30 protein-coding genes and 1 pseudogene are annotated in these 26,819 nt (G+C 50.2%); 19 read left to right on the forward strand and 12 right to left on the reverse strand.

The window, feature by feature from the left end; translation table 11 throughout:
- Window positions 1-61: 61 nt before the first annotated feature.
- Both bcp and AGRI_RS02475 read right to left on the reverse strand, forming a co-directional pair.
- Window positions 62-424: pseudogene (bcp, locus tag AGRI_RS02470) on the reverse strand (thioredoxin-dependent thiol peroxidase); the annotation flags it as partial.
- Between the two features lie 9 nt (window positions 425-433).
- Entirely contained in the window at window positions 434-955 is a 522-nt protein-coding gene (locus tag AGRI_RS02475) for a glycine cleavage system transcriptional repressor (RefSeq protein WP_008983436.1), read from the reverse strand.
- A 182-nt stretch (window positions 956-1,137) separates the two neighbouring features.
- Between AGRI_RS02475 and dapA the strand changes: the two genes are divergently transcribed.
- From dapA to AGRI_RS02545, 14 genes are all read left to right on the forward strand, one after another.
- Window positions 1,138-2,013, forward strand: a complete 876-nt coding sequence (dapA, locus tag AGRI_RS02480) for a 4-hydroxy-tetrahydrodipicolinate synthase (protein WP_008983437.1) — start codon at window positions 1,138-1,140, stop codon at window positions 2,011-2,013.
- A gap of 17 nt (window positions 2,014-2,030) precedes the next feature.
- Window positions 2,031-3,089, forward strand: a complete 1,059-nt coding sequence (gene bamC, locus AGRI_RS02485; protein ID WP_008983438.1) for an outer membrane protein assembly factor BamC — start codon at window positions 2,031-2,033, stop codon at window positions 3,087-3,089.
- Between the two features lie 85 nt (window positions 3,090-3,174).
- On the forward strand, window positions 3,175-3,891 hold the full coding sequence (gene purC, locus AGRI_RS02490; RefSeq protein ID WP_008610458.1) for a phosphoribosylaminoimidazolesuccinocarboxamide synthase: 717 nt from the start codon (window positions 3,175-3,177) through the stop codon (window positions 3,889-3,891).
- Window positions 3,892-3,986: 95 nt separating this feature from the next.
- A complete protein-coding gene (locus AGRI_RS02495; RefSeq protein WP_008983439.1) occupies window positions 3,987-5,051 on the forward strand; it encodes a DUF2066 domain-containing protein in 1,065 nt (354 codons plus the stop codon).
- On the forward strand, window positions 5,052-5,753 hold the full coding sequence (gene hda, locus AGRI_RS02500; RefSeq protein WP_008951996.1) for a DnaA regulatory inactivator Hda: 702 nt from the start codon (window positions 5,052-5,054) through the stop codon (window positions 5,751-5,753). It begins immediately after the preceding gene.
- 118 nt (window positions 5,754-5,871) lie between these two features.
- Window positions 5,872-6,852 (forward strand): phenylalanine--tRNA ligase subunit alpha, encoded by a 981-nt coding sequence (gene pheS, locus AGRI_RS02505; RefSeq protein WP_008951997.1) that lies wholly within the window; start codon window positions 5,872-5,874, stop codon window positions 6,850-6,852.
- Window positions 6,853-6,867: 15 nt separating this feature from the next.
- Window positions 6,868-9,255 carry a phenylalanine--tRNA ligase subunit beta gene (gene pheT, locus AGRI_RS02510; RefSeq protein WP_008983440.1) on the forward strand — a complete coding sequence of 796 codons (2,388 nt, stop codon included), beginning with the start codon at window positions 6,868-6,870 and terminating at the stop codon, window positions 9,253-9,255.
- A gap of 2 nt (window positions 9,256-9,257) precedes the next feature.
- Window positions 9,258-9,554, forward strand: coding sequence for an integration host factor subunit alpha (gene ihfA, locus AGRI_RS02515; RefSeq protein ID WP_008610466.1), 297 nt, complete (start codon window positions 9,258-9,260; stop codon window positions 9,552-9,554).
- Window positions 9,555-9,682: 128 nt separating this feature from the next.
- The gene (locus tag AGRI_RS02520; RefSeq protein WP_008610467.1) at window positions 9,683-10,624 is read left to right on the forward strand and encodes a YbgA family protein; all 942 of its coding nucleotides are present in this window, start codon (window positions 9,683-9,685) and stop codon (window positions 10,622-10,624) included.
- A complete protein-coding gene (phrB, locus tag AGRI_RS02525; protein ID WP_008983441.1) occupies window positions 10,624-12,066 on the forward strand; it encodes a deoxyribodipyrimidine photo-lyase in 1,443 nt (480 codons plus the stop codon). The genes AGRI_RS02520 and phrB overlap by 1 nt, the downstream gene beginning before the upstream one ends.
- Window positions 12,059-12,490: a nuclear transport factor 2 family protein gene (locus tag AGRI_RS02530; RefSeq protein WP_008983442.1), complete on the forward strand. Its 432-nt coding sequence runs from the start codon at window positions 12,059-12,061 to the stop codon at window positions 12,488-12,490. Before phrB ends, AGRI_RS02530 begins: the two co-directional genes overlap by 8 nt.
- A 53-nt stretch (window positions 12,491-12,543) precedes the next feature.
- Window positions 12,544-13,797, forward strand: coding sequence for an NAD(P)/FAD-dependent oxidoreductase (locus tag AGRI_RS02535; RefSeq protein WP_008983443.1), 1,254 nt, complete (start codon window positions 12,544-12,546; stop codon window positions 13,795-13,797).
- Complete coding sequence (locus AGRI_RS02540; protein WP_008983444.1) at window positions 13,797-14,546, forward strand: DUF1365 domain-containing protein; 750 nt, start codon at window positions 13,797-13,799, stop codon at window positions 14,544-14,546. Before AGRI_RS02535 ends, AGRI_RS02540 begins: the two co-directional genes overlap by 1 nt.
- Window positions 14,543-15,787, forward strand: a complete 1,245-nt coding sequence (locus tag AGRI_RS02545; RefSeq protein WP_008983445.1) for an SAM-dependent methyltransferase — start codon at window positions 14,543-14,545, stop codon at window positions 15,785-15,787. Before AGRI_RS02540 ends, AGRI_RS02545 begins: the two co-directional genes overlap by 4 nt.
- Window positions 15,788-15,847: 60 nt before the next feature.
- Here the strand turns inward: AGRI_RS02545 and AGRI_RS02550 are convergent, their stop codons facing one another.
- Window positions 15,848-16,699: a CvfB family protein gene (locus tag AGRI_RS02550; RefSeq protein ID WP_008983446.1), complete on the reverse strand. Its 852-nt coding sequence runs from the start codon at window positions 16,697-16,699 to the stop codon at window positions 15,848-15,850.
- An 83-nt stretch (window positions 16,700-16,782) separates the two neighbouring features.
- Complete coding sequence (locus tag AGRI_RS02555) at window positions 16,783-17,001, reverse strand: DUF2061 domain-containing protein (protein WP_008610476.1); 219 nt, start codon at window positions 16,999-17,001, stop codon at window positions 16,783-16,785.
- Window positions 17,002-17,095: 94 nt separating this feature from the next.
- On the opposite strand from AGRI_RS02555, the gene AGRI_RS02560 reads away from it, so the two are divergent.
- Window positions 17,096-17,452, forward strand: a complete 357-nt coding sequence (locus AGRI_RS02560; protein WP_008983447.1) for a hypothetical protein — start codon at window positions 17,096-17,098, stop codon at window positions 17,450-17,452.
- 4 nt (window positions 17,453-17,456) lie between these two features.
- Here the strand turns inward: AGRI_RS02560 and AGRI_RS02565 are convergent, their stop codons facing one another.
- Window positions 17,457-18,965 (reverse strand): DUF3413 domain-containing protein, encoded by a 1,509-nt coding sequence (locus tag AGRI_RS02565; RefSeq protein WP_008983448.1) that lies wholly within the window; start codon window positions 18,963-18,965, stop codon window positions 17,457-17,459.
- A gap of 5 nt (window positions 18,966-18,970) precedes the next feature.
- Window positions 18,971-19,195 carry a YejL family protein gene (locus AGRI_RS02570; RefSeq protein WP_008983449.1) on the reverse strand — a complete coding sequence of 75 codons (225 nt, stop codon included), beginning with the start codon at window positions 19,193-19,195 and terminating at the stop codon, window positions 18,971-18,973.
- A 69-nt stretch (window positions 19,196-19,264) separates the two neighbouring features.
- Here AGRI_RS02570 and yejK point away from each other — a divergent pair, with 69 nt between their 5' ends.
- Window positions 19,265-20,302: a nucleoid-associated protein YejK gene (yejK, locus tag AGRI_RS02575; protein ID WP_008983450.1), complete on the forward strand. Its 1,038-nt coding sequence runs from the start codon at window positions 19,265-19,267 to the stop codon at window positions 20,300-20,302.
- Here yejK and AGRI_RS16755 read toward each other — a convergent pair.
- From AGRI_RS16755 to AGRI_RS02595, 5 genes are read right to left on the reverse strand one after another with little or no spacing between them, the layout of a single operon-like run.
- Window positions 20,235-20,483 carry a DUF2897 family protein gene (locus AGRI_RS16755; protein WP_083847126.1) on the reverse strand — a complete coding sequence of 83 codons (249 nt, stop codon included), beginning with the start codon at window positions 20,481-20,483 and terminating at the stop codon, window positions 20,235-20,237. The genes yejK and AGRI_RS16755 overlap by 68 nt on opposite strands.
- On the reverse strand, window positions 20,483-21,172 hold the full coding sequence (locus AGRI_RS02580; protein WP_008983451.1) for a M15 family metallopeptidase: 690 nt from the start codon (window positions 21,170-21,172) through the stop codon (window positions 20,483-20,485). The genes AGRI_RS16755 and AGRI_RS02580 overlap by 1 nt, the downstream gene beginning before the upstream one ends.
- Complete coding sequence (gene dapE, locus AGRI_RS02585) at window positions 21,159-22,331, reverse strand: succinyl-diaminopimelate desuccinylase (protein WP_008983452.1); 1,173 nt, start codon at window positions 22,329-22,331, stop codon at window positions 21,159-21,161. The genes AGRI_RS02580 and dapE overlap by 14 nt, the downstream gene beginning before the upstream one ends.
- Window positions 22,332-22,340: 9 nt before the next feature.
- Complete coding sequence (locus AGRI_RS02590; RefSeq protein ID WP_040291285.1) at window positions 22,341-22,691, reverse strand: ArsC family reductase; 351 nt, start codon at window positions 22,689-22,691, stop codon at window positions 22,341-22,343.
- Window positions 22,685-23,203 carry a PTS glucose transporter subunit IIA gene (locus AGRI_RS02595; RefSeq protein ID WP_008983454.1) on the reverse strand — a complete coding sequence of 173 codons (519 nt, stop codon included), beginning with the start codon at window positions 23,201-23,203 and terminating at the stop codon, window positions 22,685-22,687. Before AGRI_RS02595 ends, AGRI_RS02590 begins: the two co-directional genes overlap by 7 nt.
- A 529-nt stretch (window positions 23,204-23,732) precedes the next feature.
- Between AGRI_RS02595 and yfbV the strand changes: the two genes are divergently transcribed.
- Window positions 23,733-24,179 (forward strand): terminus macrodomain insulation protein YfbV, encoded by a 447-nt coding sequence (yfbV, locus tag AGRI_RS02600; RefSeq protein WP_008983455.1) that lies wholly within the window; start codon window positions 23,733-23,735, stop codon window positions 24,177-24,179.
- A gap of 15 nt (window positions 24,180-24,194) precedes the next feature.
- Here the strand turns inward: yfbV and xthA are convergent, their stop codons facing one another.
- Window positions 24,195-25,007: an exodeoxyribonuclease III gene (gene xthA / locus AGRI_RS02605; RefSeq protein WP_008983456.1), complete on the reverse strand. Its 813-nt coding sequence runs from the start codon at window positions 25,005-25,007 to the stop codon at window positions 24,195-24,197.
- 119 nt (window positions 25,008-25,126) lie between these two features.
- Here xthA and AGRI_RS02610 point away from each other — a divergent pair, with 119 nt between their 5' ends.
- Window positions 25,127-25,810, forward strand: a complete 684-nt coding sequence (locus AGRI_RS02610) for a M48 family metallopeptidase (protein ID WP_008983457.1) — start codon at window positions 25,127-25,129, stop codon at window positions 25,808-25,810.
- A gap of 229 nt (window positions 25,811-26,039) precedes the next feature.
- Window positions 26,040-26,771, forward strand: a complete 732-nt coding sequence (deoC, locus tag AGRI_RS02615; RefSeq protein ID WP_008983458.1) for a deoxyribose-phosphate aldolase — start codon at window positions 26,040-26,042, stop codon at window positions 26,769-26,771.
- The last annotated feature ends 48 nt before the right edge of the window (window positions 26,772-26,819 follow it).

The raw sequence follows: 26,819 nt of genomic DNA on the forward strand, positions 1-26,819 counted from the left end.
TTTACAGGGAAGGATATAACTCTTTCAGCGTATACTGTGCAGGAATTTAATGGGGGTATAAATGTAAGCCATCATATTCTTTACCCATAAATTTTTTACGGCCCCAAACGCCGAAGGCTTCCGCTACCTGATGGTCTTCATCGGATAACAGCGTAAAATTGAGTTGATCACGCTCGGCAAATTTGGCCAGCCGGGCCGGTGCATCGGTACTAATGCCCACGACCTGCACGCCGGCGTCTGCCAGCGTTTTCTGACTATCACGTAGCGCACAGGCTTGCACAGTACAACCTGGCGTCATCGCTTTCGGATAAAAGTACGCTAAAACCCGGCCTTGCTTGAGTAAGCTCGAGAGTTGTACCGGTTGTTGCTGTTGGTCTAATAGTGTGAAGTCGGGGGCCTGTTGGCCGGCGGTCAGGGTTTGCATAAGGGATCCTTATTGTTGGGCCTGAAAGTGTCCGCTCAGGCCAAGTTGTTGCATTAGAACAGCCAGTTCGTGTGCGATAATTGCAGCGTCAACGCCTTCAGGGAGTTCTAACGTCATCTGCGTATGCATCATTACACAATCAGGCTCAGCATGGGTTTCCGACTGCAAAGAGCCGATATAAATATTATGTGCTGCCAGCAGGCCGGTAATCGCACCTAGTGTGCCGACCCGGTCCGGGCCGCTGTAGTCCAATACGTAATGTGCAACCACCTGTGTACGTGGTCGCCCCGTTGTACGTTTACTCATGGTGGTTAGATCAAGTTCCAGCCCTAAGGCTGGCAATAAATGCTCGATGCGGCTAATGGCGGCCAGATCGCCAGCCAATAGCATAATAAAGGTGAACTCATTGCCAAAAATGGCCATGCGGCTATCAATAATATTGCAATTACACTCGGTAACCAGCCGGGCCAGCTTACTAACAATACCGGTTCTATCCGGCCCGATAGCAGTCACTACCAGTTGTTGGGGCATAATAATCCTTGTGCTTAAAGCGAATAACAACGGGATAAAGCAGCGAGGGCGCAGTTTAACATACCGATTATTAATGTCACCTGCGGCACGGTTTAGGCTGCAGGACGAATGCATTCTTGTGTTTACTGGCCGCTATCTTTAACATAGGCGGCCATTTCATAAGATTGCGGAGCCGAAGTAAGATGTTCAGAGGTAGTTTCGTGGCCCTTATTACCCCAATGACCGAGCAGGGGCAGGTAGATGTAGCCAGTTTAAGTAAACTGGTGGACTTTCACCTGAAACAAGGCAGCGATGGTCTGGTCATTATGGGCACTACCGGTGAAGCGGCGACGCTAAGCCTTGCCGAACAACATGCGGTTTTGCAACAGGTTTGCCAGCAGGTTAACGGTCAAATACCGGTGCTTGCCGGTAATGGCGCCATGGCGACCAGTGACGCTATCGAGAAAACGCGTTATTTCGCAGATTTGCCAATTGATGGCTATTTAACGGTAACGCCGTTTTATAACAAACCCACCCAAAAAGGTATGCTGGCGCATTTTCAGGCGGTTGCCGCCGCAACAGATAAACCGGTGCTGTTATACAACGTGCCGGGGCGTACCGGGGTAGACTTATTACCAGAAACGGTAGCTGAGCTGGCAAAAGTGCCAAATATTGTCGGTATTAAAGAGGCCACCGGATCTTTGACGCGCCTGACTGCTTTACAACAACAATGCCCAGCCAATTTTTTACTGCTAAGTGGTGACGATGCCAGTTTTGCTGATTTTATGCTGGCTGGCGGCCATGGCGTGATTTCTGTCACGGCGAACGTAGCTCCGGCAACGATGGCGGCGATTTGTCAGGCCGCCGGTGCTGGTGATGTTGAGCGGGTTAAAACGCTGGATAGCCGTTTGCAGGCTTTGCATCGTGACTTATTTATCGAATCCAACCCCATTCCAACCAAATGGGCATTAAAACATATGGGGTTATTACAGTCGGATTTTCTGCGCTTACCGCTTACCCGGCTGGAACCAATTAATCAAAGTGCAATCGAACAGGCATTACAACAAGCCGGTATATAAGAGCAGGAGTAGTTTAGGTGCAAAAGTGGGCTAAAGGATGTGTCGCGATCAGCGTGCTGTTAAGTGGCTGTGCGGTATTTGAAAAAGACGCGACGGAAGACCGCCGTGCTGAGCAGATAAACTTAAAGATCCCGGCTGGTTTGGCGGTACCTAATCAACCGTCAGCTTATGATATTCCGCAGGTACAAACCTCGGGCGCGACTCAGGTTGATAAAAAGTCACCCACTTTAATCCTGGCTACGGCAACCAGCAGCAGGCTGGATGAGGAAGAGAAGCAAGCCCGGGTTTGGTTTGAACGTAATGATTATACCGGCGAATTACTGCCTTTCGTGCAGAATCAGCTACAGGCGTTTTTTGCCAGTCAGGAGATCGGTTTGACACAAACTGACGAGCAAGGCCTGGTGTATCAGACTGACTGGATTAAGCGTTCAAAAAGTTCTGGTTTTTGGTTGTGGAAAGAAGAACAGGCTGTCGATCAGCTGCGCTATCAGATAGAGCTGGCGCCAAGGCCACACGGCCGGGCACTGAGTGCAACCGTAACCTTACTAGAGCATCAGTTTTTCGATGCGGGTACGGCACTAAACGCCCAGGAAGCGAAAGCAGCAGAGGTGAATTTACTGAACCGGTTGATCAACCAGGTAGCGATTACTGAAGTACAAATCGCCAGAGAATTACGTCAGCAAGTTGCTGCAGTGTCGCTGGAGCCGGGGCTGGATAATGCAGGTAACCCGGCATTGTTATCAACACAGCCGATAGACGTAACCTGGTCGCAATTGGAAGTGCTGTTCGGTGAATTAAACCTGACCGTGACAGATTTTGATCGCTCAGTGTTTACCTATTTTGTCAGTTATACCCGTCCTGAACGCAGTATCTGGCGTGCGGTGACTTTCCGCGATGCGCCTTTAGGTCTGCCATTAGACAACGGTGACTATCAGTTAGTATTGTCGAGAACAGCGAATAATGGCACCGCAATCAGCTGGTTGAACAAAAATGGCGAACCCTTATCGCCGGCTCAGGTTACTGCCTTGTTAGATCCGGTGGTCGCGGCAATTCGGGCCTCAGGTGCCGAGTTGTAAGATCGGAGAAAAAGTCATTTGCGAACAGGCCAAAGCCCATTATACTTTGCGCCTGATTTTCAGTGCCCGCCGTCCGGAGTAAAAAATGGTTCAAAAGACAACAGAGCTGTACCGTGGAAAAGCCAAGACTGTGTATCACACTACAGACGAGAATCTGCTGGTATTACACTTTCGCAACGATACCTCAGCCTTTGATGGTGAGCGTATTGAGCAGCTCGATCGCAAAGGCATGATCAACAATAAGTTTAACTTCTTTATCATGCAAAAGCTGGAGCAGGCCGGGATCCCGACGCAAGCCGAGCAGTTACTGAGTGACGATGAAGTACTGGTAAAAAAATTAACGATGATTCCGGTAGAGTGCGTGATCCGCAATTATGCTGCCGGTTCTTTAGTGCGCCGTCTGGGTGTCAGCGAAGGGCAGCAGTTGACGCCGCCGACTTTTGAGCTGTTTTTAAAGAACGACGCGCTGCACGACCCTATGGTCAATGAGTCACTGGCGGTGTCCTTCGGTTGGGCCACGGCGGAACAACTGGCAGAAATGAAGCGTCTGACTTACAAAGCTAACGAAGTATTATCTGCGCTGTTTGATGCGGCCGGTATGCTGCTGGTTGACTTTAAACTGGAATTTGGTTTGTTTAAGGGCCAAATCGTGCTGGGTGATGAGTTCTCACCAGATGGTTGCCGGCTGTGGGATAAAGCAACCCGCAAAAAACTGGATAAAGATCGCTTCCGCCAAGGCCTTGGCGGCGTAGTTGAAGCCTACGAGGAAGTGGCGCAACGCTTAGGCGTGAATCTCGGGTAATACCGTCAGAATAAAGCCACCGTCAGGTGGCTTTATTCTATCGTGCTTAGCTAGTCGGTAACACCGTTGCTGAAGTAAAGAAAACAGGAGTGTGCATGGTGCAGAAAATTTGGTGTGTGCTGTTAAGCAGTTGGTTGCTGTTCAGCAGCGCTGTAATGGCTAAGCCTGAGCTGTATCAGGCTGAAGTGAGTGCCGAGCAAACTCAGCAACAATGGCAACGGGAAGCACTGACACAGATCCTGGTGCGGGTCACTGGTAACCCGGATATTATGCAGCGTGCCGAGCTGCGGACCGAATTAAACAATGCCAGCAGCTATGTTAAGCAATTTGAAGCAGTAAGAGGCGAAGCCGGCAATAGGGTGCGGGTACTGTTGGATGCCGAGCGGATCCGGACTTTGCTGCAGCAACTTCAGATCCCGATCTGGGGCGGTCAGCGACCGGAAATGTTGTTCTGGATCGTTGAGCAAGCCGGCAGCGAGCGCCGTTTTGTGCGGCAGAGTGATGATCCCTGGCTGCAAGCCCTGACCCAGGTGATGGCTGAGCAGGCGCTACCTTTAACCTTGCCGCTTTATGATATCGATGACTTATTAAACCTAACCGAAAATGACGTCTGGGGCGGCTTCTGGGAGCCGATTTTATTGGCCAGCAGTCGTTATCGGGTCAATGAAGTGGTGCTGTTATTACTGGAGCAGAGCAGCGATACCGAGTGGCGCCTGACAGCGATCCGCCAGCAGGCCGGGCAGCAACAGCGTGATGAGCTAACCGGCACCGATCAACAGAGCTTACTGCGCGATTATGCCGCCTTGCTCAGTCAGCAGTTGGCGCGGCAATATGCCATTTTATTGGATCCGGCGGCCGAGCAGCAGGTGCGGATCCGGGTGCAGGGTACCAGCAGTTTGCGGGATGTAGTGCTGTTGGAGCGGACCTTGGCTGCAACCCTGGGCATTAAGCAGGTAAAGTTGCTCAGTCAGGGCCAGCAACAAACCGAGCTGCAGCTGACGATTCAGGTATCACCAGCGCAATTACTGCAACTGCTTAACTTTGAACCCAGCCTGCAGCTGTTAACCGACAATAGTGCACCGCCAGCTTTTGACTGGGCTAATCCGGCGCCGGTGGTTACAGATGCGCCCCTGGCCGTTTATCAGCTAACTCGTCCCTGAATGCAGCCATTGCAGTTTACGCTGGCGGTGACACTGCCAGAGGATGAAACCCTGGATAGCTTCTATGCGGCGGCAGAGAGCCCGGCGGTCAATTTTTTAAAGCATTACCTGCGACAACCCGCTGGCCAGGCACCGGTCTATCTGTTCGGTGCCAGTGGCAGCGGCAAATCGCATTTATTGTATGCCGCTTGTGTGCAGGCGCAGGAGCAGGGCCTAACCAGTCAGCTACTGACATTAGAGAATATGGCAGAGCTCAGTCCCCGGCTGCTGGATAATCTGGAGCAGTTGGATTTGGTCTGCCTGGATAATATTCAGGCTATTGCCGGTGAGCTGCACTGGCAGGTCGCGATCTTTGATCTCTACAACCGCCTGGTTGAGCAAGGCAAAGCCCTGATCATTGTCGGTAATCAGGCACCACAACAGCTGGGGATTACCCTGCCGGATCTGGTGTCGCGCTTACACGCCTGTACCAGCTTTCAACTGCGATTATTAAGTGATGACGACAAACAGAAGCTGCTGCAACAAAAGGCCCGACTGCGCGGTATTGAGTTGCCGGATGAAGCGGCGCGTTATCTGCTGAACCATCATGATCGGGATATCCGCTCGCTGGTCAGTATCCTGGATCGGCTCGATAAAGCCTCCATCGTACATCAGCGTAAGCTGACCATCCCCTTTATCCGCGAAACCCTGCAGGCCGGTTAAAGGCCGTTTTACGGAAAAAGTCCAAAAAAATCCTTAACGTGCACTGCGTGGCGGCCGCATTTTATTGTATGATTAGCGGCTTTGATAATTATCAATCCTGGTGACACTGAGGATAACCATGAACCTGTCAGCGATATTACAAGAAGCGCTGGCCGCAGTAGCTGCGGCTAACGATATTCCGGCTCTGGAAGAGGTTCGCGTAACCTTTATGGGCAAAAAAGGCAGCATTACTGAGCTGCTGAAATCTTTAGGCGCGATGGATCCGGAAGCGCGTAAGCTGGCCGGCCAGCATATTAACGAGTTAAAGCAGCAGGTTCAGGACGCGCTGAATGAGAAGCGTGATGCGCTGCAGCAAGCCCAATTACTGGCCAAGCTGGCACAGGAAAAAATTGATGTTACCCTGCCAGGCCGGACTCTGGAGCAAGGTGGTCTGCATCCGGTCAGCCGCACTATAGCGCGGATCGAAAGCTTTTTCGCTGAGCTGGGTTTTGAAACCAAGCAGGGCCCGGAAATTGAAGACGATTTCCACAACTTTGATGCGCTGAATATTCCGGAGCATCACCCGGCGCGGGCCGATCACGATACCTTTTATTTTAATCCGAAGCTGATGTTGCGCACCCAGACTTCGGGTGTGCAGATCCGTACTATGGAGCAGCAACAGCCACCACTGCGGATTATTTCACCCGGCCGCGTGTATCGTAACGATTACGACATGACTCACACCCCGATGTTCCACCAGGTGGAAGGTTTGATGGTGGATAAAAATGTCAGCTTTACCGAGCTCAAAGGTATCCTGCATGACTTTTTACATAACTTCTTCGAAGAAGACTTAAAAATCCGTTTCCGGCCGTCGTTCTTCCCCTTTACTGAGCCATCCGCCGAAGTGGATGTGATGGGTAAGAATGGTAAATGGCTGGAGGTATTGGGCTGCGGTATGGTGCACCCGAATGTGTTGCGTTCGGTTGGTATCGACCCTGAAGTGTATAGCGGTTTTGCCTTTGGTATGGGCGTAGAGCGGCTGACGATGTTGCGCTACGGTGTGACCGATCTGCGCGCCTTCTTCGAAAATGATGTTCGTTTCTTAAAGCAGTTCAGATAAGCGGAGTAGCAAGCAATGAAATTTAGTGAATCCTGGTTACGGGAATGGGTGAATCCGGCACTGGATAGCACAGCCTTATCTGAACAGTTGTCGATGGCCGGTCTGGAAGTGGACGGCATGGACAAGGTTGCTGGTGATTTCCACGGTGTGGTAGTGGGCGAAGTCGTCGAGTGTGGTAAGCATCCGGAAGCGGATAAACTGCAGGTAACTAAAGTAAATATCGGTGGCGCCGAGCTACTGGATATCGTATGCGGTGCTAGAAACTGCCGTCTTGGTCTTAAAGTGGCTGTTGCTACCGTTGGTGCCGTGTTACCGGGTAACTTTGAAATTAAACAGGCTAAGTTACGCGGTCAGCCATCGCATGGCATGCTGTGTTCGTTCTCTGAGCTTGGCATGGCGGATGATTCAGACGGCATTATTGAGTTACCGGCCGATGCGCCAATCGGTCAGGACCTGCGCCAGTATTTAGCGCTGGATGATTTGAGTATCGAAGTAGACCTAACGCCAAACCGTGCCGATTGTCTGGGCATTAAGGGGCTGGCGCGGGAAGTCGCAGTACTGAATAAACTGAGCGTCTGTGAGCCGGAAATTAGCGCGGTGCCAGCCACTATCAGTGACAGCAAAGCCATTCAGTTACTGGCACCGGCGGCCTGCCCACGTTATTTAGGCCGGGTGATCCGTAATGTTAATCTCAGTGCCGCAAGTCCACTGTGGTTAACCGAAAAACTGCGCCGCTGTGGTGTCCGCAGTATTGATCCGGTAGTGGATGTCACCAACTATGTGCTGCTGGAACTCGGTCATCCGATGCATGCCTTTGATCTGGCGAAGCTGGACGGTGATATTCAGGTGCGCTTTGCCCACAGCGGTGAAAAACTGACGTTGCTCGATGGCAACGAGGTCACGCTGCAAGACAATACCTTACTGATTGCTGACCAGCAAAAAGCACTGGCGATGGCCGGTATTTTCGGTGGCTTGCACAGTGGTGTAACGGCGGAAACGACGGATATTTTCCTCGAAAGCGCCTTCTTTGCCCCGCAGCTTATTGCTGGTAAAGCACGGCAATATGGTTTGCACACCGATGCGTCACATCGTTATGAGCGCGGTGTTGATCCTGAGCTGCAACGTACCGCGCTGGAGCGGGCAACGGCGCTGTTACTGCAAATTGTCGGTGGGGAAGCCGGTCCGGTGGTCGAAGCGGTGGCGCCTGAGCATTTACCACAAAAAGCGCCGATCCTGTTAACGGAAGCTAAGCTTGACCGTATTCTGGGGCATCAGATCGCGAAAACAGAAGTCAGCGATATTCTAAGCCGGCTGGGTTTAAAGGTTACTGAAACAGCGGACGGCTGGCAGGTTCTGGTACCGGGCTATCGCTTTGATATCAGTATCGCCGAAGATCTGATTGAAGAAGTGGCGCGGGTGTATGGCTATAACAATATTCCGAATGTCGCGCCGGTAGCCGCCCTGAAAATGCGCAGCTTTAAAGAAGCCGCCTTAAGTGTTGATACCATGCGCCAGCTGCTGGTTGACCGTGGTTATCAGGAAGCCATCACTTATAGCTTTGTCGATCCTAAGGTCCAGCAAAGCCTGTTCCCGGGCGTGGATGCGCTGGTATTGCCCAACCCGATTTCAGCCGATATGTCGGCGATGCGGCTTAACCTGTGGCCAGGTTTACTGCAGGCTGTGCAATATAACCAAAGCCGGCAGCAAAACCGTTTACGCTTATTTGAATATGGCCTGAAGTTTATTCCGGATGCGACAGCAGAAGGTGGCGTGCGTCAGGTACCGGTGATTGGCGGTGTGATTGTTGGTTCACTGGCCAATGAGCACTGGAGTATCGCTGAGCGGCCAGTAGACTTCTTTGATATCAAAGGCGATGTAGAAGCCTTATTGGGCTTACTGTCAGCCAATGAGCAGGTACGCTTTAGTGCCGCTGAGCACAGTGCACTGCATCCGGGGCAAACCGCGCAAGTGTGGGTCAATGAGCAGGCGGCAGGTTATCTGGGGGCCTTACATCCGGAAGCCGAGCGCAAGCTGGGCATTAAAGGCAAAGCCTATCTGTTTGAATTAGAACTGGCTGCACTTGGCGAGCGGCACATAGTACAGGCGCAGGAGCTGTCGAAGTATCCGGCGAACCGTCGCGATCTGGCGATTGTCGTGAAATCTGATGTGCATTTTGCCGATATTGTTGCTAGTATAAAAAAAGTTGGCGTAAATCAGTTAGTTGACCTAAAATTGTTTGACGTATACACCGGTCAGGGTGTCGCAGACGGCTTTAAGTCACTGGCGATCGCGCTGACCTTGCAGGATAAGGCGCGTACCCTTGAGGATAAAGATATCCAACAAGTGGTAAATCAAGTGGTTAGCGTGCTTAAAGATGATTTCGACGCAACGTTGAGGGATTAAAGATGGCGCTTACCAAAGCTGATTTAGCAGAACGTCTGTTTACCAAATTTGGCGTGAGCAAACGCGATGCCAAGCTGATAGTGGAAGCTTTTTTTGAAGAAATCCGGACGGCACTGGAGTCGGGCGAACAGGTTAAGCTTTCCGGCTTTGGTAATTTCGACCTGCGGGTGAAGAATGAACGACCGGGACGCAATCCGAAAACCGGTGAAGACATTCCGATCTCGGCCCGCTGCGTGGTGACTTTCCGCCCGGGACAGAAATTAAAGTCGCGGGTTGAGACAGGCACCAGTAAGAAGTAGGGCTTTATCTTCGACAGAGACGGTAGTTAGGTAACTAACTACCGTTTTTTTTTGCTTTTTTTTAAGATGATTGATCCGTTTGCACTACGGTGCTGTAAAGAAAACAAGTCAGTTATGGGTTAAAGAATATGGCAGTTAAAATTGGCATCAGTGCCTGTGTGCTGGGCGCGCAAGTGCGCTTTGACGGCGGGCATAAAGCTTCAACCTTTTGTACGCAGCAGTTAAAGCCCCTGGTGGAGTATGTGCCGGTGTGTCCGGAGCAAGCCATTGGCATGAGTGTGCCGCGACCGCCAATTCGCCTGCAGTATAATGCTGAGCAGCAGATCCGTTTAGTACAAACCCGCGATAATAGTCTGGATTACACCGAGCAGATGCTGAGCTTCACCGCTAAGCTGCTGCCGCAGCTGGCAGATTTAAGCGGTTATATTGTTTGCGCCAAGTCACCAAGCTGTGGCATGGAGCGGGTAAAACTTTATGATGCCGAAGGTAATAACCTGGGGAAACAAGCGGTCGGGCTTTATACCCGGCAGCTGATGCAGCATTATCCCTGGTTACCGGTGGAGGAAGATGGCCGCTTGCTGGATCCGGCGTTAAAGGAGAATTTTATCGCCCGGGTTTTTGCCTGCTATGACTACCAGCAAAGTATGCGCGATGGCTTTAGTATTGGTAAGTTGGTGGCGTTTCACAGCCGCTATAAATTCCAGCTGTTGGCGCATAGTCCGCAAGCATACCGGCAGCTGGGGCGTCTGGTCGCTGAAGCCAAGTTATTTCAGCCGCAAGAGTTGCAACTGCGCTATCTGACGGAGTTAATGCAGGCGATGCGGCAAATTGCCAGCCGTAAACAACATACCAATGTGCTGCAACATTTACAGGGCTTTTTTAAGAAAGTGCTGGAGCCAGCCAGCCGTGCTGAATTAAGCGAACTGATTGATCGCTACCGCCGCGGCTTCGTACCACTGTTGGCGCCGGTGACCTTATTACAGCATCATCTGCGGCGCTATCCAAACCAATACTTACAACAGCAAAGTTACTTTGCCCCTTATCCGGAACAATTAGGATTACGCGCCTGATGCAAACACCTGTACATCTGGTCTGGCTGAGACATGATTTGCGTGTCTATGATAATCAGGCACTCTATACCGCCTGCAGTGCTGCAGCGCATGACAAGGGCATTGTGCTGGCGCTGTTTATCGCCACACCACAAAGCTGGAACGCGCATCAGATGGCGCCGCTGCGTCAGGATCTGCTGCGCCGCCGCGTGCAGGCGATGCAAACAGAGCTGGCGGCTTTGAATATCCCTCTGCTGGCGGTGGAGGGTAGTGACTATGCCAGCTGCGAGCCATTAATCGCAGCGCTATTGCCACTTGGTGTTAAGGCGCTGTATGCGCAGGTTGAATATGAACTGCGCGAGCAGCGCCGCGATCAACAGGTTAGCATCTTATTAGCACAGCAGGGGGTCGCCGCACATTGGTTTGACCGGCTTTGCATTATGCCGCCCGGCAGTATCCGCACCCAGCAAGGCGAGATCTATAAGGTCTTTACCCCCTTTAAACGTAACTGGTTGCAGCGTTTGGCGTCCGACGGTATTCAGTGTTATCCGAAGCCAGCGCTGCAGCCAGAGCACTCACTGCTGCTACCGGCGTTACCGCCAATGCAAGCGCCGGATCAGAGCTCAGGCCATTGGCCGGTTAGCGAAGCGGAGATCCTGACGCGGATGCGCAATTTTTGTCAGCAGCGGGTCAGCGCTTATCAGCAAGAGCGGGACTTTCCGGCTATTGCCGGTACCTCACAGTTATCACCTTATTTAGCCATCGGCGGGGTATCGGCACAGCAGTGTGTCGCCCGGCTGCAACTGGAAGCCAACGAGGCGATGTGGCAGGAGAAAAGCGGCGCGGCGGTCTGGCTGTCTGAGCTGATTTGGCGCGATTTTTATAAGCATATCCTGGTCGCCTTTCCTCACTTAATTAAACATCGCGCGTTTCAGGCGGAGACCGATCTGATCCGATGGCCAAACGAGCAGGCACGCTTTGCTGCCTGGTGTCGCGGTGAAACCGGTTATCCGATCGTGGATGCCGCCATGCGCCAGCTGAATCAAACCGGCTGGATGCATAACCGGCTGCGGATGATTACTGCCAGCTTTCTGGTCAAGGATTTACATATTGATTGGCGTTGGGGCGAGCAATATTTTATGTCAAAGCTGCTCGATGGTGACTTTGCGGCCAATAATGGTGGTTGGCAGTGGGCCGCGTCTACCGGCACGGATGCCGCACCTTATTTCCGGATCTTTAATCCGGTTACCCAAAGTGAGCGTTTTGACCCCAACGGTGACTTTATCCGGCAATTTGTGCCAGAGCTCTCGGCGAAAACTGGCAAGGATTTACATTGGCCGCACCGGCTGGTCACCCCCAAAGGCTACGTAAAGCCAATAGTTGATCATAATGAGGCCCGTAAACAGACGCTGGCGCTGTTTGCAGCAGTAAAAGGTAAGGCGGCGGAGGCAGTCGATGCTTGACCCTAAACTACAAGCGTTTTTAGATTTTTATAACAGTCTGTCTGCGAATGGTCTGGATGCCATCGCTGACTATTATGTGGAACAGGTACAGTTTATTGATCCGGTGCATGAAATTAATAGCCGCTCTGCGTTACAACACTATCTGGCTCATGGTTATCAGCGCTTAAATTATGCTCGCTTTACGCCGGTAAGCGGCCTGTGTCAGGGCGAGCGGGGCTTTCTAAGCTGGCAGATGCGCTTTAGTCACCCGGCCTTTGCCAAGGGTGAGGAAATTCTGGTGCACGGTAGCACCGAGCTGGCCTGGCAGGATGGGCGGATTTGTTATCACCGCGATTACTATGATCTGACCGAAATGGTCTATCAGCATATTCCGCTGTTGGGCTGGTTAACCCGGCAGGTTAAACAAAAAATCGCTGCGAGCTAATAGTCGCAGCTTATGTCGCTTAATTTGATGATAAGTATTTCATAAGGGATCTTATGCGTATAGCAGTAATAGGTGGCGGTATCGCCGGTATGCTCAGCTGGTATTTACTGAAGCAAAAATACCAGGTGACCTTGCTGGAAGCCAATGATTATCTGGGTGGCCATACCGCGACCAAGCTGGTGGAATACCAGGGTAAAACCTATCCTATCGATACCGGTTTTATTGTGTTTAATAACTGGACCTATCCGGTGTTTAATAAGTTTATTGCCGAACTCGGTGTGGCATCGCTGCCTACTGAGATGAGCTTTTCCGTTAAAAATACCCAACATAATCTGGAATATAACGGCAACAACTTCGCCTCGTTGTTTGCGCAGAAGCGAAATATCCTGCGACCTTCGTTCTGGAAAATGCTGCTGGAGATTGTGCGCTTTAACAAGCTTGGTAAGCAGTTGGTTGCTGAAGATCATGCGGATCTGGATTTGGATCTCGGTACCTTTCTGGATAAACATGGCTTTGGTAAAGGTATTCGCGATAACTATTTAATGCCGATGGGCGCGGCGATTTGGTCGGCCGGTTTGACCGAAATGCCAAAATTTCCGGTGCGCTTTTTCCTGCGCTTCTTCAACAATCATGGTCTGCTGAATGTCAATGAGCGGCCACAGTGGGCGGTGATTAAAGGCGGCTCTAAAAGCTATGTTGACGCACTGTTGGCAAAGGCGGGCACTGATAGCATTCGCTTAAATCAGCAGATCAGCGGTGTGCGCCGTGACGAGACGGGTGTGACCATTCAATTTGCGGACGGTCATACCGAGCAGTATGACAAAATCGTGTTTGCTTGCCATAGCGATCAGGCATTAAAGCTGTTGCAGGATCCGAGTAACGAGGAGCAGCAAATTCTCGGCGGTATTGCCTATCAGGAAAATGAGGTGGTGTTGCATACCGACACCTCTTTGTTGCCGGTGCGTAAAGCCGCCTGGGCCTCATGGAACTATAATCTGGACAGCCAGCATAGCGATCGCGCTACCCTGACTTACAATATGAATATTCTGCAGCGTTTGCAGGCACCTGTCACCTTTTGTGTTACGCTGAATAATACCCAACGTATTGCTAAGGATAAGATTTTGGGGATCTATCACTATGCCCACCCGGTGTATAACCATATGACCCTGGCTTGTCAGCAGCAACGCAGCCAAATTAACGGTAAGCGGCATAGCTACTTCTGTGGTGCCTACTGGTATAACGGCTTTCATGAAGATGGCGCCCGTAGCGCAGTTGACGTTGCGGCCCTGTTGGGAGTGGACTATTGATGCAGCCCGGTCACGCAGTCTATTGTGGCCGGGTCGGTCATAAACGCTTTTTGCCAAAGCAGCATGGTTTTGATTATCCCTATGCTGCTTACTGGCTGGACTGCAGCCAACTGACCCCTGCCAGCTTAACCGCGGTGGGGATTCAGGCTGAACGTTTTGGCGCTATTAGTTTTCGCCGTGCCGATTATCTGGCGGGTGATGCTGATTTAGCGCAGGCGGTACGCGATAAGGTACAGCTGCTGGGTGGTATTGAGCCAATCGCCAAGGTGTTTTTACTGTCACCACTGGCCAGTTGGGGGCTTTATTTTAGCCCGCTGACTCTGTACTACTGCTATAACGACAGTGGTGAGTTGCGTTATTTGCTCTGTGAAGTTACCAATACGCCGTGGAATGAGCGGCACTATTATCTGCAGACGCTAAGTAGCGAACAGCAGCAGTATCAGCATCAAAAAGCCTTTCATGTCTCGCCCTTTAATCCGCTGGATATGGAATATCGCTGGCAAATTGAGGCGCCTACCGAGCAGTTGTTTTGCAGTATTACCAATTTAAAGCAGCAGCAGGCGGTATTTAGCGCCTGGTTTAAATTACAGCGTTTTGCGCTGACCCAAGCTGTACGCCGGCGCATCCTGATCCGGCAGCCGTGGCAAAGCGTACAGATTATGAGTCGTATCTACTGGCAGGCATTGAAGCTTTTGATAAAACGCGTTCCGGTGTATGCCCACCCTAAATCCCGAGGTTCTGAGTCATGAGTTTATCGCTAAGCGAAAAAGCGGTGTTTGATAATTTAGGCTGGTTTGACCGGCTGTGTCGCAAATTTACCCTGAATTTTTTAAGTCAGCTCCGCCATGGCAGCATTACCGTGATAGAAGCCGGTGAAGCACAGCAGTTTGGTGATGCTGATGCCGAACTAAAAACCAGTATTACGGTCACCGATCCGGCTTTTTATCAAAAGCTGGTGCTTGCTGGTTCAGTGGGTGGGGGCGAGGCCTATATTCACGGTTTTTGGCGCTGCGATAACCTAACTGCACTGGTGCAGATCTTTGCTCGTAACCTTGATGTTCTGGATAAGATGGATTCCACCTGGGCGCGCTTAAGCCGGCCAATGCTTAAGCTGCTGAATTTCCGTAACCGCAACACGATTTCACAGTCCAGACGCAATATTGCTGCCCATTATGATCTGGGTAATGCCATGTATCAGCTGTTTCTGGATCCGAGCATGATGTATTCTAGCGCGGTCTATCCAACGGCAGACAGTACACTAGAGCAGGCACAACAGCATAAGTTACAGCAGATCTGTGAACGTTTGCAGTTAAAAGCCTCTGATCACCTGCTTGAAATTGGTACCGGTTGGGGCAGTATGGCGATCTATGCCGCCCAGCACTATGGTTGTAAAGTCACCACCACCACCATTTCACAGCAACAATATGATTATACTAAGGCGCGGATAGCTGAGGTTGGCCTGCAGGATAAAATCACCTTACTATTTGAAGATTATCGTTTACTAACCGGTACCTACGATAAGTTAGTCTCCATTGAAATGATCGAAGCCGTCGGCGATGATTTCCTGGATAACTACTTTGAAAAGTGTAGCAGCCTGTTAAAGCCAGACGGCATTATGGTGCTGCAAGCGATTACGATGGTCGATCACCGTTATCAACAGTATGTGCGTGAGGTCGACTTTATTAAACGCTATATTTTTCCGGGCGGTTGTTTACCCTCAATTAGCCGGATGGCCAGTGCTGTAGCCAATAAAACCGATCTGGTGATCCGTCAGGTACAGGATATTGGTTTTGATTACGCCAGAACCTTAAAAGACTGGTGTGATAATTTTATGGCACAGCGTGATGCGGTACATCAGCTGGGTTATGACGATAACTTTATCCGGCTGTGGCACTTTTATCTGTGTTACTGCGAGGGCGGCTTTCGCGAGCGCGCCACCAGTGCGGTGCATTTAGTGCTCAGTAAGCCACAGAACCGCAGTGTGTTTTAACCCACTGTAAAAAAACAACAACGCCGGCATTTTGCCGGCGTTGTTGTTTGCAGCATACCGTCAGGCGTCAGCAGCCGGTTGTTCCGGCACTAATAGCAAACCTTGCTCAGTGATCACAATTTTGCGCTCTTTATATAAGGTACCGATGGCCTGTTTGAAGGCTTTCTTGCTGGCACCAAACTGCTGATAAATCAGCTCCGGCGCGCTTTTATCGGTTAATGCCAGTTTACCGCCGTTAGCTCTTAACTGCTTTAAGATCTGGTTACCCAGCACGTTAGCTTGCTCAAAGGTTGCTTTGTTCAGCCGTAAGTCGAGCTTACCATCATCACGGACTTTCACTACGTAAGCGGTCAGCTTGTCACCGCGACGCAGCGGCTTAAACACTTCATTTTTATATAACACGCCAAAATGCTGATGATTGACGACGGCTTTATAACCGAGATCGGTCTGCTCACTGACAATCACCTCCACCTTATCCCCCTCTTTATAGGGCGCCGCGGTTTTATGCAGATGGCGATCCAGCTTGGTTGAGGCGACAATCCGGTTACTGACATCAACATAACAATACACCAGATAGTGCTGGCCGACTTTTAGTGGAATTTGCTGTTCACTAAAGGGCACTAACAAATCTTTTTTCAGGCCCCAATCTAAAAAAGCACCGACTTTAGTGCTGGCGACGACCGGTAAATAGGCAACCTGGCCCACCATCACTTTCGGACGCTCGGTAGTGGCGATTAATTGATCTTCGGAGTCGAGATACAGAAACACGCTCAGTTGCTGACCTGGCTGTAAACCCGCAGGTGCGACATTGTTGGGCAGTAAAATTTCGCCCCAGCTTTCGCCATCCAAATAAAAACCGAACTTAACCTGTTTCTTTACGGTTAGGGTATTAAGGGTACCCAGTGACATCATCGCTATTTTTGCCTTATTACAATCAAATAGCGGCTAGTATAGCGGTTTTAACGCTTTGCTGCTGCATAATCGCAGCAGCAGGGCTATAACTTGATAAAACCTTTAGTCAATAACGGCGTAGCGGGTGCTTTTTTTCGATCAAACTTCTGCCAGATTTTCTCGTGAAAGAAGTAGCCCACGGTGTTAACGGCCGGCTCGATAATGGCCACCAGACCGCCTAACACCAAATCACCGGTGATCAGGTAAGTTACACCAAAGGCAATACTAAAATGCATAATGGCAAAGGTAATGGTTTTAATCATAACGGGTCTCCCGAATCATCTGCTTAAGTAAATGATAGCGGTTCTCATTATTAATTAAAGTGAATAAATAAAATTGCGTTAATCATAAAATGTGATGAATCTTTCGTGCTTTGGCAGCGTAAAATGGCAAGGTTTGCGCAATAGAGTAAAAGGTGGCAAGGTGGATTGTCGGCAATTGCTGGATATTAAGCAGTACGAGTTTTTGATGAATTATTTTATGCGCCGCCAGCAGGAGCTGAAAGTGGCAGAGCTGAATGAGCCTTTTAGCTACGACGGTTTTAGCCTGTATGATCAAATTTTTCAGCAGCTGACCAAGGAAGCGGAAGTGGCTTATATCGAATGTTTTGCCGAGCCACCACCGCCAATTGCTTTAACCAACCTGTATCACTTGGCTGAATTAGAGCTGGCGGGGCGCCGGCCAAGAATTAAGGCACCTGGCACCTTACAGTAACGGCTTATTCTTCGAGTCGCTTTAAGGCGTCAACCAGCATTGGCACATTTAACGGATCGTTAAGCGGCACCAGGGTACCTGCCGACCAGACGCCGTAGCTGCCGTCCTGGCGCAAGATCATCATCTTATCTTTGCGGATACTGATAATATCCTGCTGACTGATATTCAGTTTGGGCAGGGTTTCCGGCTGAAATAAATTATCGCCCAGCCAGCGGTTTTCGGTTTCACAGCCAATACTGCCCAATAAGGTCGGTAACCAGTCCAGTTGCTGACTACCATGTTGCCGGGCCTGACTTAACAGCGCCGGCCAGCGCAGATAGGCTGTAACCGGCGCCAGCTGAAACTTGGCATTTTCGCTATGTAGCGGCACGACGATTAGCCGGCTAAATTGCTGGTATTCTGACCAATGCCGGGAAAAGTCCGCATCAAATACGATATTTAGCCTGGCAGGGCTAAGCGCTGTGTTGGCCCAGGGTAGTAACGAATTCAGCTCTGGCGTGCGGTTAACCACTTGCACATCAGAGGTATTAACGCTGTTGAGCCAGGCTGGCATCGTCTGCAGTGCGCCGGCGGCATCCGCTGTCGCTTTAAACTGACCGTACAGCAGGTTTAACAGGGCTTCAGCAGCATTGTTCGGGGCGAAATGCTGATCATGGCTGCGCAGGCCTTGTTGCTGTAATAAGGTCAAGTGTTCCGTGGTGATGCTGGCCGTAACCAATAATAAGGTCGGCTCGGTATTGCCGGCCTGGCAGCTTAACAGCTGACTGCTGCGATTGGCATGTTCCAGGCTCAGCTTATCGGCCTGGCGTTTGGCGCGTTCGGTTAAATCCACCAACTGATAACGGGCCAGTAAGCTTTTCGCTGTGGCCGGATAGGAGAAGGGCAGCACATTATCCTGGCGGGTAATATCAAAATTCAAGCGGGCATCGGCGTAGATGTGCAGCAGATGGCTGAGCATAAAACTACCAAAGAACAGAGCCAAAGCTGGTTGACCGACACCGGAGGCGGAGAGGCGGCTGATTTTTTTCCAGCAAAAGTTACTTAACCAGATCTGCAGCGTTAGCAACAGCGCACCGACCAGCGTGACAATCAATACAAAATTGCGCAAATTGGTGACCACCTGCGCCCTGAGTAAGGCCAGGGTTTGGTCGAAGGATGCACTACCAAGATGATAACCAAGCTGGTTATAGACATAGGCATCAAAAATCAGCAATACCATGCCAATAGTGGCCAGAGTTGCGCCCAGGCCGCGGACATGTTTTTGATAAGGAAAGATTAGCGACAGTGGGAAAATGGTCAGAATAAAGAACATAAAGCACAGAAATGCGGTATGTCCTAACCAGTTAACCAGCAGATACACACTGCCCAACACCGTTTGCGGCAGGGGCTCCGACCACCAGAAACTGCTGGTTATCAGCAGTGCCAGCAAAATATTAAAAAAGGTAAACCAGTGTCCCCAGTTTAGTAACCGGTTAACTTTTTTGACTAAGGACAGGTTTTGTTCCAGCACCATAAGGCTTAATGCTTGTCGCTTTGAATGGCGTCAGTCAGAGCCTGACTAAAGCTGCTGGCGACCGCAGCACGTTGCGCTGCCGGCACAGAGGTATTGATAATATGGCTAACCGCGTTACCCAAACACATCAGGCTTAGCTCAGTGGTGGCGTGTTGCTGGTGCAGGGTGTCGAGCAGTTGATTGACCAGCTTTTCAATCAGGCTACTGGAATATTTTGATACAATCGGCATGGATTACTCAGATTAAAGACGCATAAACAGATAGAATAGTAACAGAATTCAGAATAAACAGGAAAATTTATGTCGGTAGAGATGCAGCATCTGGCCATTAATTATATTGCGCTAACAGACAGCGGTGAGCATCAGGCCCACTATCGGGAAGCACTGATTGGGCGTAGTGGTGCCGTAGCGAATTTGGTCGAGCAGCTTCACCTGGCTTATAACGGCAAGCCGGCCAAAGGCTACGCTGCCTTTGAAACTGAAAAGTCACCCAAGGTGGCTTTGGCGCTGGCTGACTGGCAGAGCGGCAACAGTGATTATCTGGGGTTTAGCCGTGCTACCACCGACGCGCTGGTGCAGGAGTTATCCCAGCATCAACTGCCGGAGACCGGTTATTTATTGCTGGCACATTACCGCTACCTGGCCAGCGAATTTTTATTGATCTGCCTGCTGGGCAGCAAAGATCACTTTGAATTAACTGAGCAGCTGGAGCTGGCAACTTCCCGCCATTTGGATATCAGCCGGATGCAGCTGGCAGCGCGGTTGGATCTGACCGAATATGCGGTAAACCGTGAGCAGGGGCATTACATCAGTTTTATCCGCGGCCGCGCCGGACGTAAGGTCGCGGATTTCTTTCTGGATTTTCTGGGTTGTGCCGAAGGCACTGATGCCAAAGCAAACAGTCAACTGGTATTAGCTTCGGTGGAGGAATATCTGGGGGCGGCAGAATTTGCGCCGGAAGAAAAAACCGCAGCAAGGCGCCAGGTATTTGATTATTGTGAAGAGCGTGCGAAAGCCGGACAAGAAGTAGTGTTAGCTGAGCTGTCTGCCGTGGTCGATCCGGAGCAGGAAAACGGCTTCCTACACTATTGTGCCGAGCAACAGCTGGCAGTAGCGGAGCAGTTCCCGGTAGAAGTTAAAGAGCTTAAAAAGCTGGTAAAGTTTAACGGTACCGGCGGTGGCTTATCGCTCAGCTTTGATGAAAAGCTGCTCGGCGAGCGGGTGAGTTATGATCTGAAAACCGATACCCTGGTGATCAAGGGCACCCCGCCTAATCTGCGCGATCAGCTGCAGCGTTTTCTTCAGGGCTATTCGGCTTTTGAGCAGCAGGGGGATTAACCTCTGTTTCAGCCTGCGCGCCAGACTTATTGTCTTTGCCGTCTCCCGGCTGTTTTGGGAACGGCTCAGATAAGTCTTTCAGACTGGGCATTTTGATTTTCGCCGAGTGTTTGATTAGCATGATATTGCCAACGATCACGCCAAACGCCAGTGCCAATGCCCAGAAAAGTGGCCAGTTCATCACTGCTCCTTACAAATATTTGTCACAAATTTCGAAAATAGCGTCGGCAATGCTGCCAGCACTTGCTGTTGCTCGGCAATAGGATGTGTAAGCAAAACGTGTTGTAGCAGCTCTGGACTGAAGGCTTGCAAACAAGGCTCTGCTAATGGCCGGTAACTCAGATGCCAGGGCTCAGCGGCAATACCACCTTGATAACGTGCGTAAGGCCGGAAAAAACCAAAACTTGTCATATGCTGTTGCAGCCAGTTGTTTAGCCGATAAAACGGGCCGTTAGCAGCATATTCGGCCGCGGTAAGTTGCACCTGATAGTCAGCAGGCACTGCAGCGGCGTCAAAAATATCACAGTCTGTTCCCCAATGATGGCGGCTGGCACCGGGGAGTGCCGAATACAGTAAGATCGCTTCCAATTTCGCCAATCCGCTAAGTTCAGTGATCGCAACAGGTTGTTGGGTTAGATCATAGACCGGACGCAGACCGTTGCATTTCGCTTGCCAGATTGTGGCTTGGCGCTGAAAACTGCGCCAGCCTGAAACCAGGCGGATCTGAATGCCGTCGCTGGCTGCAGCATGCTGCAGCTCGCGATAGGCGGGGATCACCTCTTGATGTAGCCATTGGTTATTCTCTACCTGCTGCATCGGGCTTTGATTCAGACCAGTCAATAAGCTGGCATCGGGTTTAACGCTTAGCATGTGCAAGCCGCTGTTGCAGGTTAACCAGCAGAGCGTGGTAGATTTCGGTCAGTTGGGTCAGATCGGCGATCGCCACACATTCGTTAATTTTGTGAATCGTCGCGTTAATTGGACCCAGCTCTATCACCTGAGCACCGGTAGGCGCGATAAAGCGACCATCTGAGGTACCGCCTGTTGTTTCCAGGCGTGGCGTGATGCCGCGCACCTGCTCAACTGCAGATACGGTCGCAGCGACCAAATCACCGCTGGCGGTCAAAAACGGCAACCCATTTAAAGTCCAGTCCAGCTGATAATTCAAACCAAAGCGATCCAAAATGGCGTAGACCCGTTGCTGTAAAATTTCAGCGCTCACTTCGGTACTATAGCGGAAGTTAAACATCACCTTTAATTCGCCCGGGATCACATTCGATGCCCCGGTGCCGGCATGGATGTTGGCAATTTGAAAGCTGGTTGCCGGGAAGAATTGATTACCGTGGTCCCAAACCTCAGCGGCTAATGCCGCCAGCGCAGGAGCAGCTTTATGCACCGGATTATCCGCTAATTGTGGATAGGCAACATGCCCCTGAATGCCTTTCACCACTAAATGACCAGTTAGTGAGCCTCGGCGGCCATTTTTAATAACATCTCCCAACTGTTTCCCACTTGAGGGCTCGCCAACCAGACACCAGCGGATCTTTTCCTGGCGAGCCTCCAGCGTTTCGATCACCTTAACGGTGCCATTAATAAAGGGCCCTTCTTCGTCACTGGTAATCAGATACGCCAGATCAAAGGCCGGCTCCGGATATTCAGCGATAAAACGCTCTGTTGCGACAACCATCGCCGCTAAGCTACCTTTCATATCGGCCGCACCACGGCCAAACAACGTATCGCCGATAATGGTTGGGGTAAAAGGTGGGGTATGCCATTGCTCTATCGGGCCAGCAGGAACTACATCGGTATGTCCGGCAAAGCAGAATAGTGGTTTGCCTTGACCCCGACGCGCCCACATATTTAAGGTGTCGTGGAAAGGTAACATCTCGATCTTAAAGCCAACTTGTTGCAAACGCTCTGCCATGGCCGTTTGACAGCCGGCATCTTCCGGGGTAACTGAGGGTCTGGCCATCAGGTCTATTGCCAATGCCAGCGTTGGGTTTGCGGCGGGGTCTAATACTGTACTCATACGACTACCCTAAGATTGCTTAATAAAGGTTTGATAACTTTGCTCGGTAAACCCGAGTAAGTAGTGCTCAGCGTTAACTAATACCGGTCTTTTGATCAGTGCCGGCTGAGCCAACATCAGACTTAATGCTTTTTGCTCGTTCAGGTCAGTCTTATCCGCTTTACTTAGCGCGCGCCAGGTGGTACCGCGGGTATTTAATAGTTGTTGCCAGCCCAACTTAGCTGCAAATTCGGCAAGTAGTGTTGGGTCCAAGCCATCTTGGCGGTAATCGTGAAATTGATAGTCAACTCCGGCATGCTCCAGATAACGACGGGCTTTTTTGATGGTGTCACAGTTCTTAATACCATATAGCATCATGATAGTGGTTTCTTCAGTTGCATTATAAAAAGTGGGTCTTGCCCGGCGGCTAGTCGTGATTGCCGGCAGTATAGCGCATCAATTCGCACCGGGCTGTCAAGGTAGAGCAGGCAGTATAGTTCCTCGAGATCCAGTTCCAGCTGCAGGAAAGCCAGATCCAATTGTAATACCGGTGTGCCCGTTGCAAGCATTTGTTCTTTTGCTGCCAGCCAATGTAAGCCTCGACCATTTAGCTTTCCTAGTTTGGGTGAAAGTTCCAGACATAGTTTGGTGCCAGATTGGTGTAGAAAGTGCAAGCGGCGATCAGCCGCTAATGTTGTCTGCAGCTGGCAGGCAAAAGGGGCCAGGATCAAACCGTGTTCAAGTCGTACGCAAACGGCAGCAGGCAGTAAATCTTGTTGATAGAGGGGCTCCGGATGTTGTGTCACCGGAAAAAGTTGCCCGGTAACTGGGCTCTTTACCGGCACTCCGCTTACTTTGCGCCAGTCTTGTTGCCAATTTATCACAGAATGCATCTTGCCCAACTCCGTAAAACCATTGACCAGATAATAACGTAAAGACCTTGTAGCTGCAGCATTTTTAGTTATCACTGTTGGTCTGCCGCTTGAACTGACAAGGTATCGACTTAGCGAAAATAACCTAAATAGCAGGTTAACTGAGAAAGACAGCTAAAACTCGTATTTTTTATAGCTAAGTTTTGGTAACGAACCAGCTTTTATAGGATTAATGCGGGATTTGTTGTCCACAGAATCTGTGGATAACATTGTTGGTAACAGTGGGCTATCTTTTTAGTAGACTGATTATATTGAATTATTATTAGTGGCATGAATTTTGTTAGTTTGGTTGCTTGCCATAAAACTGTAAAAGTACTTAAAAATTAGTGTTGAGCTAATAAAAGCTTCGCATTCAAATGCTTAATAAATGTAAACATTTTGCGTTTTGCTGGTTGTTTAACGCAGTTCAATCCGTTCTTTTAGCGTGAATTTATGCTAAAGTTGGAGTGGTGTAATTGCTGTCATCACACAGTTTTAGGGGGAGTTGGTTATGCGTTTTTCGTTATTTTCAACCTTAACAACAGGTTGGCAATACAGTCGTGTATGGCCGACGAAAACTGAACTGAATGCGATTTTCCCGGAGAATAAGGTCATTTACCTGACCAAGCAGGGGGCTCGTTATCTTCCAGTATTAGCCGTGCTAACGGCAGTGGCCCAACTTAAACTGCTGGGACCTGATTTTTTGGGGCAGATCCTGGCTATGATGCTACTTTTAGTTTCGATGCCACTGCAAGGTTGGTACTGGCTTGGTGTTCGAGCTAATAGTGCGTTGCCGCCTGCCTTAATCAATTGGGGCAATGAGATTCGTGAGCAAATACAACAGCATAGTCAATCTCAGGGTATACCCGCCGCCCCTAAAAACTACTTTGATTTGGCTCGTTTGTTACAACTTGCTTATCAACAGTTGGATAAGACAGTCATGCGCCGCTGGTTTTAAGCGGCGCCAAAGCGACTAGGGTTTGAACACGGACCAGACCGGCGCATGATCAGATGGCCTCTCCAGGCCGCGGATCTCGTAGTCGATACCTGATTCAACACATAAGGCTGCCAGCGGCGGCGTGGCCATCACCACATCAATTCTCAGACCTCGGTTATCATCAAAGCCTTTTGAGCGGTAATCAAACCAGCTATATTGCGCGCCTTGCTCCGGATGTAACGCCCGGAAAGTATCGATTAGTCCCCAATCCTTTAGCTGTTGTAGCCAAGCGCGCTCTTCTGGCAGGAAAGAGGTTTTTCCCTCACGCAGCCAGCGTTTTGCATTTGCCTCACCGATACCAATATCCAGATCAAGTGGGGAAATATTGATATCACCAATCACCGCCAGATAGTCTGTAGCGCTGTTATGATATTGTTCCAGATAGCGCTGCAAGTCGGCATAAAACCGGGTTTTTGCCGGAAATTTGATTTCGTGATTGCGATTTTCGCCCTGTGGAAAATAGCCATTAAGTACGGTCAGGGTTTTATCGTCTGCCAAACTAAATTGACCTATCAGCATTCGCCGCTGTGCATCTTCTGCATCGCCTGGGAAACCGTACTGCATGGTTAATGCCGGTAGTTTACTCAGGATTGCGACGCCATAGTGGCCTTTCTGGCCAAAGTGATAGACGTGATAGCCCATTGCTTGTACTTCAGTCAACGGAAATTCGCTGTCCTGTACTTTTATCTCCTGCAAGCCGATAATGTCAGGCTGATGCTTATCGATTAATGCCTGAAGTTGATGAAGGCGGGCACGGATCCCATTAATATTAAAAGAGATGATCTTCATTCTGATTCCATTTATTCCAGCGATTGCATTGCGAGTTGCAACAGATGATAACATGGGCTGGCGCGGTAGCGAAATTGTTGGCGGCCGCCATAAAACACTGATAATTTCTGGGTTGGGCCATGCCTGATTTCGCTTACCAACTGCAGCTAAGCAATAAGCGCCGTACTGTACAATTGCTGATTCGTAATGGTGCGGTTATTGTTCGTGCACCGAAGTCAATTTGTCGCCAATGGCTACAGAGCTGGTTGCAGCAGAAGCAAGATTGGGTTTATAAAACGCTGGCGGTACAGCCGGAGGCAGCACCCATTTGCTGGTTGACGCGTCCAACAGTGCTGTTGGGCGGTAAAGCCCTGGCGTATCAGTGGTCCCTGGCAAAAAAAAGTGGTTTAGCACGAACAGAGCAGGCTGTAACGCTGTATTTGGCAGAGCGGATCTCAAAAAAGCGTTATCCGTTCTATTTGCAGAAGCTGTGGCGTGAGTATCTGACGACTGAGGCAGAGCAGGTGTTTGGGCAACTTGTTACAGATTATGCAGCTAAGATGCAGCTGCAGCCAAAGGCTATCATTATTGGTGATTGGCGCAGTCGCTGGGGATACTGTAAGCAAAGTGGTGAACTGGGGTTTAACTGCCGCTTGATGCAAGCCCCATTGTGGGTAGCGCGTTATGTCGTGGTACATGAACTGGCACATTTGCGACACATGAACCATTCTGCTGCTTTCTGGCAGCTGGTACAGGCTTTTGAGCCGGATTATCAGGCGGCTAAAGCCTGGCTCAACAAGCATCAACACGAGTTATTGGCATAAAAAAAGCCGACCCTGGGGGTCGGCATCTAAAGGACATCGATCTAAGGAGAGATGTTCACCAGCTTTACTTCAATTATTCAGACTAATCACTTTGAAAAAGATTCCCGACGTAACGCAATATTTTTAAATTTTTTTGGTTTCCGGAGGCACTTCTGGTTTAATCAGCCGGTTAACACAGAATAGAAGTTATGTTCGCGATTTAAGATAAGCTCAGACAGAGTGCCTTACCATGACTAACCCATTAAAATTATTACAGCTTTTAAAATTATTAGATTTAACCCGTTTAACAGAAACGGATTCCGGTTCAGATGTTGCTAAATGGCTGGACGCGATTCCACAGTTGCCGACGCCGGTTGCAGCGCTTTGTGTTTATCCGGCTTTTTTAACTCAGACCAAGGCTTATATTACTCAGCATCTCCCGGGCGCGGATTTAGCCACAGTCGTCAACTTTCCAGGCGGCACTCAGCCTTTAGCTGAAGTATTAAATGACATTAGCCATGCCATTGCCGCCGGTGCTACTGAAATAGATTGCGTGTTACCTTATCAGCAGCTCATGGCAGGTGACGAGCAGGGCGTGGCACAGTTCCTGGCAGCGGTTAGGCAAGCGACACCCAATATCTGTTTGAAGATTATTATTGAATCGGGCGAGCTGTTGACCGCGCAGCAAGTGGCTAAGGCCAGCGAACTGGTGATCGTCAGTGGTGCTGATTTTGTGAAAACCTCAACCGGTAAAGTACCGGTTGGCTGCACCTTGGAAGCGGCGCGGATTATTCTAACCAGTATTGCAGCAACAAATCGCCCGGTGGGTTTTAAAGCTTCGGGCGGGGTGAAATCGGTGGAACAAGCACTGCAATTAGTTAATATGTACGAGGAAATTACCGGCAAAACTGCCATAAAACAGGGGATGCGTATTGGAGCCAGCAGCTTGTTGACGGATGTGCTTGCCTTGTTACCACGCTAGTCTGTCTGGCGTCATTGCTTTGCAATGACGTCACCACAACAAGTCGCG

The sequence above is a fragment of the Alishewanella agri BL06 genome (genome assembly GCF_000272005.1).
Classification (GTDB): domain Bacteria; phylum Pseudomonadota; class Gammaproteobacteria; order Enterobacterales; family Alteromonadaceae; genus Alishewanella; species Alishewanella agri.

What these genes read in the sequence shown, in the direction of transcription:
- AGRI_RS02570 (WP_008983449.1), bottom strand. Translation starts at nt 19,195, where the DNA reads ATGCCGATTGTATCAAAATATTCCAGTAGCCTGATTGAAAAGCTGGTC.
- AGRI_RS02580 (WP_008983451.1), bottom strand. Translation starts at nt 21,172, where the DNA reads ATGCTAAGCGTTAAACCCGATGCCAGCTTATTGACTGGTCTGAATCAA.
- purC (WP_008610458.1), top strand. Translation starts at nt 3,175, where the DNA reads ATGGTTCAAAAGACAACAGAGCTGTACCGTGGAAAAGCCAAGACTGTG.
- phrB (WP_008983441.1), top strand. Translation starts at nt 10,624, where the DNA reads ATGCAAACACCTGTACATCTGGTCTGGCTGAGACATGATTTGCGTGTC.
- pheS (WP_008951997.1), top strand. Translation starts at nt 5,872, where the DNA reads ATGAACCTGTCAGCGATATTACAAGAAGCGCTGGCCGCAGTAGCTGCG.
- AGRI_RS16755 (WP_083847126.1), bottom strand. Translation starts at nt 20,483, where the DNA reads ATGAACTGGCCACTTTTCTGGGCATTGGCACTGGCGTTTGGCGTGATC.
- AGRI_RS02520 (WP_008610467.1), top strand. Translation starts at nt 9,683, where the DNA reads ATGGCAGTTAAAATTGGCATCAGTGCCTGTGTGCTGGGCGCGCAAGTG.
- AGRI_RS02555 (WP_008610476.1), bottom strand. Translation starts at nt 17,001, where the DNA reads ATGATTAAAACCATTACCTTTGCCATTATGCATTTTAGTATTGCCTTT.
- hda (WP_008951996.1), top strand. Translation starts at nt 5,052, where the DNA reads ATGCAGCCATTGCAGTTTACGCTGGCGGTGACACTGCCAGAGGATGAA.
- deoC (WP_008983458.1), top strand. Translation starts at nt 26,040, where the DNA reads ATGACTAACCCATTAAAATTATTACAGCTTTTAAAATTATTAGATTTA.
- AGRI_RS02535 (WP_008983443.1), top strand. Translation starts at nt 12,544, where the DNA reads ATGCGTATAGCAGTAATAGGTGGCGGTATCGCCGGTATGCTCAGCTGG.
- yfbV (WP_008983455.1), top strand. Translation starts at nt 23,733, where the DNA reads ATGCGTTTTTCGTTATTTTCAACCTTAACAACAGGTTGGCAATACAGT.
- dapA (WP_008983437.1), top strand. Translation starts at nt 1,138, where the DNA reads ATGTTCAGAGGTAGTTTCGTGGCCCTTATTACCCCAATGACCGAGCAG.
- AGRI_RS02565 (WP_008983448.1), bottom strand. Translation starts at nt 18,965, where the DNA reads ATGGTGCTGGAACAAAACCTGTCCTTAGTCAAAAAAGTTAACCGGTTA.
- AGRI_RS02550 (WP_008983446.1), bottom strand. Translation starts at nt 16,699, where the DNA reads ATGATGTCACTGGGTACCCTTAATACCCTAACCGTAAAGAAACAGGTT.
- AGRI_RS02560 (WP_008983447.1), top strand. Translation starts at nt 17,096, where the DNA reads ATGAATCTTTCGTGCTTTGGCAGCGTAAAATGGCAAGGTTTGCGCAAT.
- AGRI_RS02495 (WP_008983439.1), top strand. Translation starts at nt 3,987, where the DNA reads ATGGTGCAGAAAATTTGGTGTGTGCTGTTAAGCAGTTGGTTGCTGTTC.
- AGRI_RS02530 (WP_008983442.1), top strand. Translation starts at nt 12,059, where the DNA reads ATGCTTGACCCTAAACTACAAGCGTTTTTAGATTTTTATAACAGTCTG.
- dapE (WP_008983452.1), bottom strand. Translation starts at nt 22,331, where the DNA reads ATGAGTACAGTATTAGACCCCGCCGCAAACCCAACGCTGGCATTGGCA.
- pheT (WP_008983440.1), top strand. Translation starts at nt 6,868, where the DNA reads ATGAAATTTAGTGAATCCTGGTTACGGGAATGGGTGAATCCGGCACTG.
- AGRI_RS02475 (WP_008983436.1), bottom strand. Translation starts at nt 955, where the DNA reads ATGCCCCAACAACTGGTAGTGACTGCTATCGGGCCGGATAGAACCGGT.
- xthA (WP_008983456.1), bottom strand. Translation starts at nt 25,007, where the DNA reads ATGAAGATCATCTCTTTTAATATTAATGGGATCCGTGCCCGCCTTCAT.
- AGRI_RS02595 (WP_008983454.1), bottom strand. Translation starts at nt 23,203, where the DNA reads ATGCATTCTGTGATAAATTGGCAACAAGACTGGCGCAAAGTAAGCGGA.
- ihfA (WP_008610466.1), top strand. Translation starts at nt 9,258, where the DNA reads ATGGCGCTTACCAAAGCTGATTTAGCAGAACGTCTGTTTACCAAATTT.
- AGRI_RS02545 (WP_008983445.1), top strand. Translation starts at nt 14,543, where the DNA reads ATGAGTTTATCGCTAAGCGAAAAAGCGGTGTTTGATAATTTAGGCTGG.
- yejK (WP_008983450.1), top strand. Translation starts at nt 19,265, where the DNA reads ATGTCGGTAGAGATGCAGCATCTGGCCATTAATTATATTGCGCTAACA.
- AGRI_RS02610 (WP_008983457.1), top strand. Translation starts at nt 25,127, where the DNA reads ATGCCTGATTTCGCTTACCAACTGCAGCTAAGCAATAAGCGCCGTACT.
- AGRI_RS02540 (WP_008983444.1), top strand. Translation starts at nt 13,797, where the DNA reads ATGCAGCCCGGTCACGCAGTCTATTGTGGCCGGGTCGGTCATAAACGC.